The sequence below is a fragment of the Flavobacterium stagni genome (assembly GCF_004122105.1).
In the GTDB taxonomy this organism is placed as follows: Bacteria; Bacteroidota; Bacteroidia; order Flavobacteriales; family Flavobacteriaceae; genus Flavobacterium; species Flavobacterium stagni.
Map to the genome: position 1 here is coordinate 67,157 of NZ_SBKN01000006.1, position 16,823 is coordinate 83,979.

A 16,823-nucleotide genomic window follows, 5' to 3' on the forward strand; every position below is an offset into this window, starting at 1 on the left:
AAATTCTAAAGTGATTTATGGAGTAAAAACAGACTGTTTACCCATTGCCAAATATAGAAACTATTATCATTATTTCCCTTACAATATTGGTCCCAAATCGCCAAAACTTGTTCACAATTGACAAAGTCAAATTTTGAAAATTCGTGTACATACTCCTTAAATTCAGATTGCAAAGTTTTACCAATCCATTCACGTTGGGGCGTTTGTAACGCTTTTTTGGGAGCAAATACGATGGTATTATCAAATTTATCTTTAACAATTTCACGCAGCATCCATTTGGAATCGGTGCCATTGTGTTTCATGGATGCTTTTTGGGCAAAAGCCAATTCGACCAAACGGTAATCCAAAAAGGGTTCCCGTAATTCAATACCATACATCATACTGATTCGGTCGTTAAAGCGTAAAGCTCTTGGGATTTTTGTATAAAACAAATCGCGGTATTGAAGGTTTTGGAGCGCATTATCAAATGGAGTTCCATAATTTTCAGTGCGCTTTTGGCGCAAAAAATCTTTATGAATAATTTCAGGATGCACCGGACTCGTGGTCACGCCTTGAATTAACGAGTTGTTCCCCGAAAAATAATAATCATAACCCGCCCAAGCTTCATCCATGCCTTGGCCATCCAAAATCACAGGGATATTTTTATTTCGCGCCTGTTCAAAAAGTAAACTGTAGGCTAAGGTGGGAAAACCACCAAAAGGTTCGTCCTGGAAATAACTAATTTTTTCAATTAATTCGGGAACAGCCCCCGGAGTAAAAAGGACTTTATTTAAATCGTAGCCCGTGTTGGCAACCAAATTTTCTACCCACTCCAATTCGTCATAACGGGCATCATTACTGTAAAAAGTAAACGCATCTATTTTTTGTTCCGATGGCAAATGCGCATTCACCATGGCTAGTAAAATAGAAGAATCCAAACCGCCACTAATATTCATACCAATGGGAACATCCGCTCTAAAGCGCAAACGTATAGCATCGTGCAACAAAGCTTCGTAGGATTCTCGTAATTCACCTTCTGATAATTGTGGAGTAGCCTGAATATTTTTTACAAAATCATACCATGAATTAGGCTCGATTTTAAAATTGGCAAAGGAAATCACCGCATAATGTCCACCGCGTAATTGTTGAATTCCGTCCCAAAACGTTTCATCGGGCATCCCATAGGAACCTTTTAAAAAGTAAGCCGCCCAAACCGACGTATGCATTACTTTAGGTATTCCCACATGAAACAATGATTTTATTTCACTGGCAAAATAGAAACTGCCTTCGTGAAAACTATAGTAAAGTGGTTTGACCCCAAATCGATCTCGGGCCAAAAACAACTCTTGTTTTACCGTATCCCAAATGGCGATACTAAACATCCCGTTCAATTTGGGAAGCATGGCTTGACCCCATTTTTGGTAGGCCGCTAATAAGACTTCTGAATCGGAGGTTGTGGTAAATCGAAACTCGGAAAGTTCTTTTTGGAGTTCTTTATAATTATAAATTTCACCATTAAACACCATGACATACCGTTTATCGTGGCTATACATGGGTTGGTTGGCCGCCGTTGACAAATCGATAATGCTTAGTCGATTATGTCCTAGTGCTATTTGGGGTTGCACCCAAAATTGTTCTGCATCTGGACCGCGATGGCGTTGTTTTTCAAGTAATTGGGTAATCGTATTCTCTGAAGCAGCAGCTCCTAACACACCGGCAATTCCGCACATTAGCTGTTTTCTTTCAATTGTTGTATTAATTGTTCCGCTTTATCCCAATCGGACAGGGTATCAATGTTGACAAAGGTAGTTGGATTGGACAAAACAAAGCCTAATTTTTCACCAAAAAATGATCCTTTTTCAAGCCATTCGGTTCGGGTTAAATATACCGCACCATCTCGAAAATAGGCATTGGGTAACTCTTGGCGTCTTTTGATGATTTCTTTTTCGCCGGTGGCAATGTGTAACGCACCCTTTTCATCGGATTCAAAAACCCAATGGGGATTAAATTCGTGTGGAACAGGTAGCATACTCACAACGGCATCCCAATTTTCCGTTTTCATTTTTTGAATGCATTCTGAAATCAAATGGGGTGCTCGAAACGGCGTCGTGGGTTGCAACAAACAAACGGCGTCAAAGGTTTCACCTTTTTCTTTATAAAAATCCAACGCATGTTGCACAACGCCTATACTGGAAGCCGAATCTGTAGCTAATGAAGCCGGACGAATAAAGGGAATTTCTGCTCCCCATTCTTTCCCCACAGCTGCGATTTGTTCGCAATCGGTAGACAAAATCACTTTTGAAAAAAGGGAAACTTCTAAAGCCTGTTCGATTGTATACGCCAACAAGGGTTTGCCACCTAATAATTTGGTATTTTTTCCGGGTACACCTTTGGAACCACTTCGTGCCGGTATAAGGGCCAAAATGTTCATTAGTACATGATTGTTTTATGGAATTGTAAAGGTACTGTTGCTAAGGCATCGGCTATTTTCTTACCGGCATCTCCTCCTCCGTAAACCGCTGAAGAAGCGGGTCGCGGTTGTGAAATAATGGTTTGAATAGCCTGTGCAATTTCTTGTTGATCATAACGAACATCGATGACGTTGTGACCACGGTCGCGTTTATTTTGACGGGAACCAATATTGATGACCGGAACACCCATGAAGGCGCATTCGCGAATACCCACACTGGAGTTTCCGATCAATCCTTTAGAATTTTGCAACAAATTGAGAAAATCCATGCCGTCCATATTTTTGAAAAAATGGACATTATCCAACTGATTTTTCTCACGGAAACTACGAATCCCTGTTGAAGTTCCGTCAGCACCTGCATCGACATTGGGCCAAAACCACAAACATGGAATATCCAATTGCGCCACGGCTTTCAAGGTTTCTTCGATATGTCGACGTGAATCTTGATATTCATTGGTCACGGGATGTTGCATCACCACCAAATACCCGTTGGATAAATCGGGTTGACGCCCTACTCCACCGTATTTTTGATAAGGATCAAAAGTGAGTCCGTTATATTGTATCACTTCATTGGCCAAATCAATTGACGGACAGCCCGTATTGAAAACCATTTCCGGATTTTCTCCCAATTTAAGGACACGTTCACGAGCACTTTCTGAAGCTACAAAATGGTAATCGGATAATTTGGTTATGGAATGGCGGACTTTTTCATCAATATTGCCCGTCACTTCACCGCCTTGAATATGTGCCAATGGAATATTCATATACGACGCAGAGACCGCTGTAGCCATGGTTTCAAAACGATCGGCAACGGTTACCACAATATCAGGACGCATATTGTCAAATACGGAAGACAATTCAAGAATTCCGATGCCCGTTGTTTTCGCGGCAGCGGTTAAATTCTCCCCTTCCAAAACATTAAAGACTTTTGCAGCAATGGTAAATCCGTCTTTTTCGATAAAATTCACGGCAGAACCATAACGATCCAACAGAGCGGAAGCAGCAATAATGAGCTGCAATTCCAACTGGGGATGTTCTTTGATCGCTTGTAGTAAGGATTTTACGCGACTGTAAGAAGGACGGGCGGTAATTACAACCGCTATTTTTCGTGTATTCATTGCAAATCTTCTTCGTTTAAGAAATCCCATTGCGGTTTATCAAAAGTAAGTTTTTTACCTAAAACCTTGTGGAAATCTTGTGCATTAATGCCATAACCCATGGGTTTTTTTGCTTCCAAATCGGCAAAAGTTAGGACATGACCTGCGGGTAAATTTTTATTAATGGCTAATGATTTTCCGAACATTTTCTTCAAATCATTGTAAGGTGTTGTATCATTTTTGTCTACAGGATGGGCCAAAGCGACTTCGATTTGTCGAATGGCGTGCACCAATTCTTGGGTTTCGTCGATAGTGAGTGACGAACCCGAATCGGGGCCAAATTGTCGGCGATCGAAAACTACATGAAATTCGACCAACGTCGCTCCCAAACTCACGGCAGCGACACAAGTTGCTTTTTGCGCCGAATGATCGGAATATCCGACAGGAACATTGTAGCGCTCTTTCAATTCTTGGATCACGTTGAGTCCGAACCGCTCGGGTGGCGTAGGATAGGATGTTGTGCATTGCATTAAAGCAAATTCGGCTTCACGTTCTCGCAAAAAAGCAACGGTAGCATCCAAATCGGTATAACTACTCATCCCCGAAGAGACAATTAACGGCTTTCCGGTTTGCACAATTTTTTCTAACAGCAAATGATTTAAAACTTCGCCCGAACCAATTTTGTAGCGATTTACTTCCAGGGATTCCAACCAATCTACGGCTTTGTTACTAAAAGGCGAACATAAAAATTCCAAGCCTTTTGCTTCACAGTGTACTTTGATTCCTTGCCACTGTTCAAAAGTAAAACCCATTCGTTGCCAATAGTCGTAACGGGTAGCATCCTCTTTAGAGAATTGAACTCGAAAAGGTTCGTGCGCACTACTCTCGGCTTCGGCAATATGCATTTGAAACTTAACGGCATCTACACCGGTTGCAGCCAATGCATCAATATAGGAATAGAGTAAGCCGAGACTTCCTTCATGGGCTTGTCCAATTTCGGCAATAATATAAACGGCCTTATTTGTCATGGTTTTCGTCACTGGGTTTCCAATAGAGTTTGGTTTCAGGTAAATTGAAATAGTTTCGGTATTCTTCACGAGAAAACCGATTACTATGTTTCATCAATTTCCCAAAGTTACGGATTACATCGCTTAATGCCTGAAAAATTGCGAGGGTTGCTTTCCAATCACCTTTGAGCGTTCGTTTTGAAAATTGCACCCAAAACGTATAGGCCAGTCGATTAGGAATAATCCGTTTGGGGTAAAATAAAAAATACAAATACCAACCTGAGCGAAGACTTCTACGAATTCGCACTTGATAATCGGCATTTTTTTTACGGGCCAACAAGTCGACGCGGTGGTTGACCAATATTTCGGGGAAATAATGGACTTGTTTGTTGATTTTATAAAGGTGGTAAGATGCAAAATCTTCTTCCCCATAAAAGAAAAACCATTCGGGATAGGGCGGAATTTTGTGCCAATCAGAAACACGCCATACATGGGCACCGCCGGCAAAACTTTTTACACGATGGGGTTGTTGCTGCGTTGCAGTGGAATCAGGCTCATATTTCGCCCAAAATATTCGGAAACTAAGGACACTACACTCGGGATGATTTTGAAAATACGTTTCTATTTTTTCCAACGGATTTTGCGTGATAAAATGCAAATCATCGTCCAAAGAAATCGCGTATTCCGCTTGGGTGGCAGCCATGAGTCGGTTGCGACTGTAAATCAAACCTTGGGTCGTTTCGTTGCGTAACCGTTGAATGTTGGGATACTGTTGGGCTAAAAAATCAGTAGTTCCGTCTTCAGAAGCATCATCACAAACTAGGCACTCCACATCAGGGCGTTCCAATAAATACCCAATTTTCTTTAGGGTAAAATCCAGATCTTCCTTACGGTTTTTAGTCGTAAAAAGCAGTGCAAACTTTTTCATTTTACAATTCCTGAAGGGCTACCATTTGCGCAAAAGAAGGCGAATTTTGAATAAGCTCTTGATAATTTCCTGTCGCATCCACTTTACCATCTTTCAAAAGTACAATCGTATCCGCATGTTTAATGGTCGATAAACGATGCGCAATAATGATGATGGTGAGTTGTCCCTTTAAATTTTCTATACTTTCTTGAATGAATTTTTCCGTTTGGGAATCCAAGGCAGAAGTGGCTTCATCCAAAATTAAAATTTCAATGTTTTTATACAATTCACGGGCGATGGATAAGCGTTGACGTTGTCCACCCGACATAACCACGCCGCTATCGCCCAATAACGTATCTTCGCCGCCATCACTTTTTTGAAGGAATTCTTCCAAATCCACTTTTTTAATCGCTTCGAAAAAACGGTGCAGATTGGCCTCATTTTTCTCATCCCAAAAAGTCACATTATTGAAAAGGGTGTCGTTAAACACAACGGTTTCTTGCGCAATAAATCCGATTTTTTTCCGGAAAGAAGCCAGTTGCATTTCGCTCAAAGATTGGCCATCCACAGCAACTGTCCCTGAAGTGGGCTTCAACAAACCACAAGCCAAATTGACTAAGGTTGTTTTTCCCGAACCACTTTTACCAACTATAGCTACTGAATTGTTTTTGGGGATTTTTAAGTCAATTGCATCCAATATTGGTTTACCCGAAGAATACGTGAAAGAGACCTTTTCAAAAGAGATTTCCTTTTCTAACGATTGGAAAACTTCTTTGCCCGACTTTTCTGAATTGGATTTTAATTCGTTCAAAAACGTTTCATAATGATTGACAGAACCGACGTATTTTAGAAAGGCCGTCCAACTTTGCTGTACACTCATCAAACTACCAAAGGCGCGGTAAAAGAAAAGGAGAATGATAATAATGGCATTGAATTTTCCATTGAGTACATTCATTTGTATAAAAATCGCCAATGCAAGAAAAAGGATAATTATCGGTTCGCGAAAAGCCATCACTTTTGCCGATGTCCTTCCTAATACAACGACTTGTTTTTCGATAGCCAGTACTTTATCATTGATTTTTGTCAAATAACGGGAAAGTAAGGCTGTTGATTTTAAGTATTTATAATTGGCCGTTTTTTGAAGTACCAATCCGGAGAGTTCGTTGTTTTGATGGGTAATTTTTAAAGACAAAGCTTCCGAACTTTTGTATAAGGATTTAAAAACCAATCGGGATAACCAGCCCCCAATAATCACAATTAAACTAAATTTTGGATTGGTCAGGAAGGATAAAAATAGATAGACAAATACAAAAGTTAAACTTTGAATTAGAGAGATGTATTGGGCGAAGGCGTTATTAATATTTAATATTTCGCCTGTAACACTATTTTGAATCGTACCGTAATTGACCGTTACAAACTTCGCATATTCAACTTGAGAGATGGCTTCTAATAATTTATAGCGAATTCTTTTCACAAAATAAGAGGTCGCCAAAACACGATAAAAGATATCTATGTAACGGAAAACCGCTTTTAAACTAAAGAAGATAATCATGATGATCAATACCGCGTTTACGGTAGGTTGCACCCCAATCCAATCAAAAAACTGAATAAAATAGGACGATTTTTGCCCTACATTTCCCGTTTCTTCACCCGATGCAATTTGAAAAAGTGGAATAAATACGGATAAACTCAGTGCGTCCACAAGACTATAGCAAATGCTAATCATAAGAATCAACAACATCCGTATCTTTAAAATTTGATAAAAGAAATGCAGATACTTAAATTGCGATTTTAGTAATGCTTTGAGTTTGTTTCCCATTCTAGTTTATTACGCGTCAAATTTAGGAAACATATTTTGATAGTCTTATTCGAATTGTAATTTAATTACATTTACATCAAATTTCAGCTATGTTTTTTTTTAAGAAAAATAAACTTCAATTGTCGTCCTTGTTTGAAAACGGATACCATGATATTCACAATCATTTATTACCGGGTGTGGACGATGGTGCTGCAGATAGCGCGACTACGAAAAATTTGTTTGAAAAAATGGAGCAATTGGGCATTACATCTTGTGTAATGACGCCCCATATCATGTCCCAAGTTTGGGAAAATACAAAAACCGGATTAACAGACACGTTTAATTCCTTAAAAAAAGAATCCTATTTTGAAGGGAAAAACATTCATTTGGGTGCAGAATATATGCTGGACGACCAATTTAGAAATCATTTACAGCAAGGACCTTTGTTAACTATAAAAGATGATTTCTTATTAATTGAAATGTCGTATCATCATCCGCCACTCCAACTCTTTGATTTTCTATTTGAATTACAAGTTGAGGGCTATCGCCCTATTTTAGCGCATCCTGAACGCTATAATTTCTATCACGGACGCATGGAGGATTATAAAAAACTAAAAAAAGCGGGGTGTTTATTTCAACTTAACTTACTCTCCGTTACGGGATATTATGGTTTTCCTGTTGCAAAAACCGCTGAATTGCTATTAAGTGCAGGCCTGTACGATTTCTCAGGAACGGACATTCATCATGATCGCCATTTGGATGCCTTTTCGAATCCGATTCGCATAAAAAAACAGGAGTTGTTACAACCCCTGCTTTCTAATAATATGCTTTTAAAAAAATAACTTATTTTTTTCCGCCTTTGAAAAATTGTAAAACCTTATCGGTAAAGGTTATTTTTTTCTCTTCAACACCATAGCCATATCCGTAGCCGTAGCCATATCCGTAACCGTAACCATATCCATAACCGTAGCCGTAACCATACGTGCGTTGTACTTCTGTATCATTTAACACGACCGACATATTGGGAAGTTTTCCTTCTTTGTATATCGATTCTGCAAAACGCAGCATACGTTTATCAAGGTAGTTGGCACGAATCACATAGATAAATGCATCGGCATATTTTGAAATCAAGAAGGTATCAGTTACTACACTCACGGGAGCTGTATCTACAATGATATAATCAAATTCCTGCTTTAATTCGGCAAACATATCTTCTACCTTTTTATGCATCAATAACTCAACCGGATTGGGTGGAATCACACCGGATGGCAATGCAAAAAAGTTGTCATAACCATTAATTTTAGCTAAATAATCTTTGATGTTTTCTCCCGACTTTGATAAGTAATTGGTGATTCCTTTGCTGGGAAGATTTACATACACGTCCAACTTAGGATTTCGAATATCCATACCCACTACCAATACTTTTTTACCGGATAAAGCAATTGTTGTCGCTAAATTTATAGCAATAAATGTTTTCCCCTCTTTAGGTACAGAAGAAGTTACAAATATTGTCTTACATGATTTTTCGGCAACTTCCGAAAGCATAAATTCCAAATTCGTTCGGATAATTCGTATCGCTTCGGCAGAACTAGAACGGCTATTGGAACTGATAATCTCTTCATTGTTTAGTGCTTTAGGCAAATCTCCCAAGAATGGAATGGAAACATTACGTTCAACATCCATGCGGGTTTTTACTTTGGTATCTAAAACAAATCGGATAAATAAAATTAAAATTGGAATTAACAATCCAAGAATGAAACCAATAACATAAACTAATGAAGCTTTGATAGAGATAGGTCCTGTTGCAAAAGCCCTGTCAATAATTTTGGCCTTGGGTGAAGTTACAGCTAATGAAATTTCGGTTTCTTCACGCTTTTGCAACAAATAGAGATACAATGTTTCTTTAATTTTTTGTTGACGTGCAATTTCATTGTAAAAACGATCATTGGTTGGGAAATCATATACTTTTCCTTGGTATAAATTCCGTTGCCCCGCCAAATCATTTTTCTTGATATTCAAATCTTTTTGATGACTGATGATACTACTAATAATATTCGTTTTCAGTTCATCCAATTCTTTATCCAAAACACGAACCTTTGGATTGTTTTCTGTTGCAGAAGTAAGCATTCCTTTACGCAACAATTCAACCTCATTAAAACGATTGATATTGGCCACTAACGTGGGAGAAGCTGTAATAACGTTGGTCGGAATTAATCCACCTTTCTTTAATTTTTTGACTTCTTGCAATAAATAATCACTGACTTTAAGTTCGGTTTCAATATCCAAAACGGATTTATTGTACTCGAGTTTCGAACTTAAACTCACTTCCGCATCGGCTTCTAAATACGTAAGTCCGCGTTGTTTTTTAAATTGCTCAGCGTTGCTTTCAACACCTCCTAATTCTTTGGTGATAATTTCTAATCGTTTATTAATGAACTCTTTGGTAAACTCCGCCACTTGATTACGGTCACGAACTGCATCTTCATTATATTGATCAATGACTGCGTTGAGATAATCAATACCACGCTGTTGAATCAAATCATTGACCGATAAGTAAATAATATTGGTTTTTTCTTGCCCAACAACTACTAAATTCGCCATCAAAGCATTGGAAACCGACTCCAAATTATTTTTTACAATTAAAATATCGTTGGTTACCCCAGAAGGCATCGGATATTCTAATTGTAACAGATATTCACCAATGGGGCAAGCTATTTTTTGACCAAAACGGTATTTTTTTACATTGTTGCGATCGGCAGTACTAATTTCGAACTCCTCTTTATTCAATACGCGTACAAGGAGTGACAACGGTTTTGTGTAATAATTATCATTCTTTCGAGTGAAGACAATTTTTATGGGAGACTCATTATACAGTTCTTTAGTGACAACTCTTCCCTGACTGAAATAGCTAATATCCAGATCTAATTTTTTAACAACGCTTTGCGAAATTCCACGCGATTTTAAAATAACAATCTCATTTTCGATGTTATTTTTTGCGGAAAAAATATTCAAATCACTAAATGCAGAGAACTCACTCGTACCCCCTTTTTTCTCATCTTTAATGAGTATAGTAGAGTTTACTCCGTAATGAATCTCTTTGTAGCGTAAAAATATAAATGCAATAGTTAAACAAATTAATACCGAAACTACAAACCATTTCCAGAAAAATAAATAGCGAAAGAGGGTATCTTTCAAATTAAATTCTTCGGATTTAACGGAAGTTGTTTCTTGGTTTGAAAGTTGGTTTTGCATTTGCTTTTATCGATTTATTAAAATAAGAACTGTAGTGACCAAGGACAAAATTGATACAATTAAAGGCAAACTTGGGAAGGATGTGGCATCCACTTTCGCTTTGCGCTCTTGTACATAAATCATGTCATTTTGATCTAAGTAATAAAAGGGAGAATTTACAAAATTTGCATCTGAAATATCTACTCTATGAAAGGATTTTACACCTTGATAATCCCTAATAATTAATATGTTTTCTCTTTTTCCAAACACAGTCAAATCACCCGCTTCGCCTAAAGCATCTAATAGTGTAACACGATTGGTTTCAAAATTTTTAACGCCTGGATTGCTAACTGCACCCAAAACCGTTACTTTAAAATTTAAAATCCGAACATTGATTACAGCATCGTTTAAATAATTGGACAATTTGTCTTTCAACATCAATTTCAATTGTTCAACAGTGTAACCTGCGACCGATATTTTACCCAAAACCGGAAAATCAATATTTCCATTACTATCAACAAGATAGCCAATATTAATATTATTTGTATTTGAATTATTAAAATTGGACATATTAAAAGGTTCAGCCATTTCTTTTTGCACTGAAGTTACCATAATTGAAATACGATCATCTTTTTGAATGATCGGCTCATAATTTGCTGAGGAGTTTTTCATATCATATTCCCCTTGCAAATAATAATATTTTTTTGATGAAATACAGGACACTTGAGTCAGAACGACACTAAGCAAAAGAAGAAATGATAATTTTTTCATGAAATTAAATTGTGAGGTGCAAATATACTAATTAATGCTTTATAAAAGGTTTAACTCACTGTACTATCTAACTTTTCATAGATGGAATTCATGCTTTTAAAATCAGGAACCAAATCCTTCATTAATGCAACCGTTTGGTTTACTTCTCCATTTTTAGCCGCATCAATTAAGCTAGCTACTTTCAAAGAGATTTCTTCAAAGTCGGCACTCGTTTCCATCGCAATCATGATTTTCTCATGATACGTAGGAAGATTCTTGGCGGAATCATTCAGTAATTCCTCATATAGTTTTTCACCCGGGCGCAATCCGACAATTTTTATAGCAATATCTTTTTCGGGAACATAACCTGCTAATCGAATCATTTTACGTGCTAAGTCAATAATCTTGACCGGTTTCCCCATGTCAAAAATAAAAATTTCGCCTCCTTGCCCCATTGATCCGGCTTCCAACACCAACTGACAAGCTTCGGGTATTGTCATGAAATAACGGATGATTTCAGGATGGGTAATGGTAATCGGACCTCCTTCTTGAATTTGTTTGGTAAACAAAGGCACTACCGACCCATTGGAACCTAAAACATTGCCAAAACGCGTAGTGATAAATCGTGTAAATCGCTCCGATTTTAATCGTTTATGTTTAAAATGTTTGGACTGCACATACATTTCGGCGATTCGCTTACTAGCGCCCATCACGCTACTTGGATTAACTGCCTTATCAGTAGAAATCATGACAAATCGCTCCACATGATATTTATTGGACAAATCGGCTACATTTTTTGTTCCCAAGACATTCGTAAAAACCGCTTGCGACGGATTAATTTCCATTAAAGGAACATGTTTATAAGCTGCCGCATGGTAAACCACATTAGGTTTATAAATTTTAAATAAGTACTCCATGTACTGAAAATCGCGAACATCACCGATAACATCCACAATTTCAACATCGTTATATTGTGCAATTTCTAAGGACAAAGCATGCAAAGGTGTTTCTGCTTGATCCAATAAAAGAATACGTTGGGGCTTAAAGTGAATGACTTGGCGAACAATCTCGCTACCAATCGATCCTGCAGCACCTGTTACCAAGATGGTTTTGCCATGTAAATTTTCAGAAATCAAACGGGTATCTAAGGAAATGGGTTTGCGTTCTAACAAATCATGAATTTCAAAATTTTTGATTTTTTTCGAAATTTCTTTTTGGTCGTCCCAATCTGAAACAACGGGCAATGTATACACCTTAAACCCGTATTCAATGCACTCATCTACGATAATGGACCGTTCTTCTTTGGTCAACGATCGGTCAGCAATGATTAATGCTGTAGCGGATTTCGAACGCAATAAAACAGGAATACTCTTTTTGATTTGGAATATGGGTAAATTCAAAATTCGTTTGGTGAAATTTTGATTATCCTTGTCTATAAATCCAAGTACTTTAAAGCGTCCAGGATTTTCAGACATCAGTGCATTAGCTACAGCTGTTGCGTTGGCATCTGTCCCATAAATGATTGCGGTTGTTTTGTTTTCATCAGAATTGGAACTAAAAAGTTTATCAAAGACTTGTTTCACAACCAATCGGAAGAAAAACAAAAAACTAAACGAGAGTACCGCATTGATAAACGCTCCTGTAGTCAAATATACTTTTGACTTGGTAAAAACAATAACAATAAAGTTAAAAACCAATATAGCCACAAAAGTGGAAAACTGGGAGAAAAATAATTTTAATGCATCTATGAGAGAGGAATGACGAATGATTCCGGAGTAGGTGCGGTATAACCAAAAGAAAAACACATTGATCGTCACGTAAAACAATGAGGCAAACCACAAATGTTCGTCAGGCACATACGATAATCGCAAACCTTTGAACAGAAAATAAGTAAAGATTCCTGAAATTAAAACGATACAAACATCAAACAACAAGATGAGCCAACGGGGCAAATAACCCAAATTTCGAAAGCTGAATCCCGTATTGATATCGCTAAATGCGCTTAATAAAACGGAAATAAAATTATGTCTATCCTGTCCCTTCAATTCAGTAGAATTACTTGAGGTAAATTTAGGTATTTTTATTTCTTAAAAAAAACTTAAATCGAATTTATTACAGCGGCAATACGTTCTCTGTCACTATCAGATAGATTAGACCCTGAGGGTAAACACAATCCGTTTAAAAATAAATTTTCTGCTACATTTCCACCATAATAAGGCAAACCCTCAAAAACGGGCTGTAAATGCATGGGTTTCCATAGGGGCCGACTTTCAATATTCTCTGCTTCAAAACGCAGTCGTAATTGTTCACTTGTGATTCCGTTTCGCACCTCTGAATTTACAGTAATTGCTGACAACCAATGGTTGGAAAAATAATCAGAATTGGGTTCCGTAAACAAAGTTATTCCATCAATTTCTTTAAACAATTCATTATAAAATGCATGCATTTCTCGGCGCAGTTGAATGTGTTTATCCAAAACTTCCATTTGTCCACGACCGATACCTGCACAAATATTACTTAACCGATAATTGTATCCAATTTCACTGTGTTGGTAATGGGGTGCTGCATCACGTGCTTGAGTAGCTAGAAAAACGATTTTCTCTTTTGTTGCCTGATTACCCGTAACCAAGGCTCCACCGCCAGAAGTGGTTATTATTTTATTCCCATTGAATGACAAAACACCAAAGGCTCCAATTGTTCCACATTTTTGGCCTTTATAATGACTTCCCAATGCTTCTGCACTGTCCTCAATAAGCGGAATTTCATATTTATTAGCAATGGCCATAACTGCATCGACTTGAAACGGCATACCGTACAAATGAACTGCAATAATCGCTTTCGGTTTTTTACCTTTGGCAATTCGGTCTTTAACTGCTTCTTCGAGTGCATTCGGGCAAATATTCCATGTATCAGGTTCAGAATCCACAAAAATTGGCGTCGCACCTTGATAAACTATCGGATTGGCAGAAGCTGAAAAAGTCATAGATTGGCAAATTACCTCATCGCCTGGCCCTACCCCTAATTGAATTAAAGCCAAGTGCAAAGCAGCTGTCCCCGAACTCAAGGCCGCAACATATTTTTCACCTCCTAAATACTGCTCTAAATCCGATTCAAATCCGGTCACATTTGGACCCAAAGGCGCAACCCAATTGGTATCAAATGCTTCTTGTACATAGTTTTGTTCATTGCCGCCCATATGTGGGGAAGACAACCAAATTTTAGATTTATTCATGAGGTTGATTGTATTTTATTATTTTTCCTGGATTCCCAACGACCACTGCATAATCGGGGATATCTTTAATGATTACAGCGCCGGCGCCTATTGTACACCATTTTCCAATTTTAACCCCTTGAATCACACAAGCGCCTATGCCCACATGTGTACCTTCACCAACCGTTACATTTCCAGCTAATGCTACCCCTGGAGAGATATGCACAAAATCTCCAATTTGTGATTCATGGTCAATTAATGCTCCTGTATTGATAATACTGTGCTTTCCAACTATCACATCCGGATTTAATACCGCACCCGCCATAATTACAGAACCTTCTCCAATTTGAACCGAATGAGCAAGTACTGCTTTGGGATGCACCGCTTGCTGAAATGGAAGTTGGTATTTTTGGGCTAAAACAGCACGTACTCTATTATTTCCAATCGACAAAATTAATTGGCTGTTTGCGAATTCAACTTCTGGAGTAGGTCGAACAGGTACGCCAGCAATCTCATCCACTTTGGGATGATCATCACAAATTACGGCAACCGAAATTCCATTCGTTTTTAAAATATCGAGTACCACTCTTCCGTGCCCGCTTGCGCCAAAAAGTATAACTTTAGTTTCCATTGAACGGTTCTATTGTGCTGGAATCGGCAGCGTTAATCCCTTCACTTTTCACCACTTTTAATAGTGTTTTGAAAAGTATTTTTAAATCTAAAAGAAATGAAATATGGTCAACGTACCACACATCATATTCAAATTTTTTATCCCATGAAATGGCATTTCGTCCGTTGACTTGCGCCCAACCGGTGATACCGGGTTTGACTTCATGTCTCCGATTTTGAAAATCATTATACAAATGCATATAATGGGTCAATAATGGTCTTGGACCTATTAAACTCATATCACCCTTGAGAACATTGATTAATTGTGGGATTTCGTCTAAAGACGTTTTACGGACAAAAGCCCCAATGCGTGTTAGACGATCGGCATCAGGTAATAAATTCCCTTGCGCATCCTTTTTATCATTCATTGTTTTAAACTTAATGATGGTAAAAATTTTCCCGTTTTTACCCGGTCTACGTTGCTTAAAAAAGGGTTTGCCTTGGTTGGCAATGGTCAAAAACAAAGTGACCAAAAGCAATATAGGTGAGGCAAGCAATAAACCAAATATTGCACAACAAAAATCAAGTACAGGTTTGACTACTGATTTATACATTTATTTCTTTTTCACATTGTTCGTAAAAGGCTGCTGTTGCATTCCAAACCAATTCATGGGTGAATTTTGATACAATCTCTTTTCGAGCCTTTTGAGCCATAGCTGGTTGCATTTCGTGTACTTCACAAAATTTTGCCATGGCCAAAGATAAGGCTTTTCCATTTTTTGAAGGCACTATCCATCCATTTTCATCCGGTATAATCACTTCATTACAACCTGGAATATCCGTAACAATGCAGGGTAATTCCATGGCACCTGCTTGCAATACTACATTAGGAAATCCTTCGCGATAGCTCGGCAACACTAAACAATCCGCTATTTTTAAAAAAGGTCGCACATCCGATTGGTAACCCATCTGATGAATATTGGGATGGTTTTGGATTTTATCTAATAGCGCAGTGGGCAACGGATCCAAGTCAGATTCTAAAGGCCCCACCAATACCAATTGTACCGTTTTGTTATTGGCATAAAGTTCCTCAAATGCTTCCACCAATTCAACAATCCCTTTATCCTTTACCAAACGGCCCACAAAAACAAATACCGTTGCAGGTGGCGCTATTCCAAATTTTTCGCGTAAGCTAGCTTTATCCTCTTTAATCGCTGAACTACTAAAAAAGTCAACATCGATACCGTTTACATTACCGTGCGCTAGAATTGTAATTGGTTTAGTTGTAACGGAATGCTGCACCAACAACTCTTTCACCCCATTTCCTTCTGCGATAATGTGTGTTGCAAATCGACAAATAAACGCATCCATCATCTTCAACAACGTGAACATGAATCCGCTACGGTAGGGAAAAATGAGTCCGGTAAACGTATGAATACGAATAGGAACACCGGCCAACCAAGCAGCCGTCATGGTTAATAAACCTGCTTTTGGTGTAATAGAATGCACCAACGTTGGTTTTTCTTTTCGTAAAACAAAAAACAATTTAATCAAAGAAACAAAATCGTGAAAGGGTCGGATCGCCCGTTGCATGGTCACTGGAATGACACGAACCTGCTCGCGTGAAGCAACTGTCTTTAAATGGTCGTCTTCCCCAGCAATAGCAATGACTTCATGTTTTTTTGCCAAAAAAGACAACTGACCTTTCAGTAAAAGGTCCAAAGACAAAGCTACGGTTGCTGTTCGTATGATTTTCACCTTCTA

Annotated in this window: 14 protein-coding genes; 1 reads left to right on the forward strand and 13 read right to left on the reverse strand. The window is 38.1% G+C overall.

All coding sequences use genetic code 11. From position 1 onward, the window contains the following. Positions 1-5: 5 nt before the first annotated feature. Genes asnB through EQG61_RS10300 form a run of 6 tightly spaced genes read right to left on the reverse strand, consistent with a single transcriptional unit; the run spans position 6 to position 7,279 of the window. Positions 6-1,709: an asparagine synthase (glutamine-hydrolyzing) gene (asnB, locus tag EQG61_RS10275; RefSeq protein ID WP_129461835.1), complete on the reverse strand. Its 1,704-nt coding sequence runs from the start codon at positions 1,707-1,709 to the stop codon at positions 6-8. Next, positions 1,709-2,410, reverse strand: a complete 702-nt coding sequence (locus tag EQG61_RS10280; protein WP_129461836.1) for an acylneuraminate cytidylyltransferase family protein — start codon at positions 2,408-2,410, stop codon at positions 1,709-1,711. The genes asnB and EQG61_RS10280 overlap by 1 nt, the downstream gene beginning before the upstream one ends. Further along, on the reverse strand, positions 2,410-3,567 hold the full coding sequence (neuC, locus tag EQG61_RS10285; RefSeq protein WP_129461837.1) for a UDP-N-acetylglucosamine 2-epimerase: 1,158 nt from the start codon (positions 3,565-3,567) through the stop codon (positions 2,410-2,412). The genes EQG61_RS10280 and neuC overlap by 1 nt, the downstream gene beginning before the upstream one ends. After that, entirely contained in the window at positions 3,564-4,574 is a 1,011-nt protein-coding gene (locus tag EQG61_RS10290) for an N-acetylneuraminate synthase family protein (protein WP_129461838.1), read from the reverse strand. Before EQG61_RS10290 ends, neuC begins: the two co-directional genes overlap by 4 nt. Continuing rightward, a complete protein-coding gene (locus tag EQG61_RS10295; RefSeq protein WP_129461839.1) occupies positions 4,564-5,481 on the reverse strand; it encodes a glycosyltransferase family 2 protein in 918 nt (305 codons plus the stop codon). Before EQG61_RS10295 ends, EQG61_RS10290 begins: the two co-directional genes overlap by 11 nt. A 1-nt stretch (position 5,482) precedes the next feature. Further along, positions 5,483-7,279, reverse strand: a complete 1,797-nt coding sequence (locus EQG61_RS10300; RefSeq protein WP_129461840.1) for an ABC transporter ATP-binding protein — start codon at positions 7,277-7,279, stop codon at positions 5,483-5,485. An 89-nt stretch (positions 7,280-7,368) separates the two neighbouring features. Here EQG61_RS10300 and EQG61_RS10305 point away from each other — a divergent pair, with 89 nt between their 5' ends. Beyond that, positions 7,369-8,100: a tyrosine-protein phosphatase gene (locus tag EQG61_RS10305; protein WP_129461841.1), complete on the forward strand. Its 732-nt coding sequence runs from the start codon at positions 7,369-7,371 to the stop codon at positions 8,098-8,100. Position 8,101: 1 nt separating this feature from the next. Here EQG61_RS10305 and EQG61_RS10310 read toward each other — a convergent pair whose 3' ends face one another. The 7 genes from EQG61_RS10310 to EQG61_RS10340 all read right to left on the reverse strand — a co-directional run bounded on the left by EQG61_RS10310 (position 8,102) and on the right by EQG61_RS10340 (position 16,817). After that, positions 8,102-10,510 (reverse strand): GumC family protein, encoded by a 2,409-nt coding sequence (locus EQG61_RS10310; RefSeq protein WP_129461842.1) that lies wholly within the window; start codon positions 10,508-10,510, stop codon positions 8,102-8,104. A 6-nt stretch (positions 10,511-10,516) separates the two neighbouring features. Further along, complete coding sequence (locus EQG61_RS10315; RefSeq protein ID WP_129461843.1) at positions 10,517-11,260, reverse strand: polysaccharide biosynthesis/export family protein; 744 nt, start codon at positions 11,258-11,260, stop codon at positions 10,517-10,519. Between the two features lie 50 nt (positions 11,261-11,310). Beyond that, positions 11,311-13,191 carry a polysaccharide biosynthesis protein gene (locus EQG61_RS10320; protein WP_317127778.1) on the reverse strand — a complete coding sequence of 627 codons (1,881 nt, stop codon included), beginning with the start codon at positions 13,189-13,191 and terminating at the stop codon, positions 11,311-11,313. Between the two features lie 146 nt (positions 13,192-13,337). After that, a complete protein-coding gene (locus tag EQG61_RS10325) occupies positions 13,338-14,471 on the reverse strand; it encodes a DegT/DnrJ/EryC1/StrS family aminotransferase (RefSeq protein ID WP_129461844.1) in 1,134 nt (377 codons plus the stop codon). Next, positions 14,464-15,081 carry an acetyltransferase gene (locus tag EQG61_RS10330; protein ID WP_129461845.1) on the reverse strand — a complete coding sequence of 206 codons (618 nt, stop codon included), beginning with the start codon at positions 15,079-15,081 and terminating at the stop codon, positions 14,464-14,466. Before EQG61_RS10330 ends, EQG61_RS10325 begins: the two co-directional genes overlap by 8 nt. Beyond that, positions 15,071-15,673 carry a sugar transferase gene (locus EQG61_RS10335; RefSeq protein ID WP_129461846.1) on the reverse strand — a complete coding sequence of 201 codons (603 nt, stop codon included), beginning with the start codon at positions 15,671-15,673 and terminating at the stop codon, positions 15,071-15,073. The genes EQG61_RS10330 and EQG61_RS10335 overlap by 11 nt, the downstream gene beginning before the upstream one ends. Then, positions 15,666-16,817, reverse strand: coding sequence for a glycosyltransferase family 4 protein (locus EQG61_RS10340; protein ID WP_235829054.1), 1,152 nt, complete (start codon positions 16,815-16,817; stop codon positions 15,666-15,668). Before EQG61_RS10340 ends, EQG61_RS10335 begins: the two co-directional genes overlap by 8 nt. Between the last annotated feature and the right edge of the window lie 6 nt (positions 16,818-16,823).

What these genes read in the sequence shown, in the direction of transcription:
- EQG61_RS10310 (WP_129461842.1), bottom strand. Translation starts at nt 10,510, where the DNA reads ATGCAAAACCAACTTTCAAACCAAGAAACAACTTCCGTTAAATCCGAA.
- EQG61_RS10295 (WP_129461839.1), bottom strand. Translation starts at nt 5,481, where the DNA reads ATGAAAAAGTTTGCACTGCTTTTTACGACTAAAAACCGTAAGGAAGAT.
- EQG61_RS10290 (WP_129461838.1), bottom strand. Translation starts at nt 4,574, where the DNA reads ATGACAAATAAGGCCGTTTATATTATTGCCGAAATTGGACAAGCCCAT.
- EQG61_RS10335 (WP_129461846.1), bottom strand. Translation starts at nt 15,673, where the DNA reads ATGTATAAATCAGTAGTCAAACCTGTACTTGATTTTTGTTGTGCAATA.
- neuC (WP_129461837.1), bottom strand. Translation starts at nt 3,567, where the DNA reads ATGAATACACGAAAAATAGCGGTTGTAATTACCGCCCGTCCTTCTTAC.
- EQG61_RS10305 (WP_129461841.1), top strand. Translation starts at nt 7,369, where the DNA reads ATGTTTTTTTTTAAGAAAAATAAACTTCAATTGTCGTCCTTGTTTGAA.
- EQG61_RS10280 (WP_129461836.1), bottom strand. Translation starts at nt 2,410, where the DNA reads ATGAACATTTTGGCCCTTATACCGGCACGAAGTGGTTCCAAAGGTGTA.
- asnB (WP_129461835.1), bottom strand. Translation starts at nt 1,709, where the DNA reads ATGTGCGGAATTGCCGGTGTGTTAGGAGCTGCTGCTTCAGAGAATACG.
- EQG61_RS10300 (WP_129461840.1), bottom strand. Translation starts at nt 7,279, where the DNA reads ATGGGAAACAAACTCAAAGCATTACTAAAATCGCAATTTAAGTATCTG.
- EQG61_RS10315 (WP_129461843.1), bottom strand. Translation starts at nt 11,260, where the DNA reads ATGAAAAAATTATCATTTCTTCTTTTGCTTAGTGTCGTTCTGACTCAA.
- EQG61_RS10325 (WP_129461844.1), bottom strand. Translation starts at nt 14,471, where the DNA reads ATGAATAAATCTAAAATTTGGTTGTCTTCCCCACATATGGGCGGCAAT.
- EQG61_RS10330 (WP_129461845.1), bottom strand. Translation starts at nt 15,081, where the DNA reads ATGGAAACTAAAGTTATACTTTTTGGCGCAAGCGGGCACGGAAGAGTG.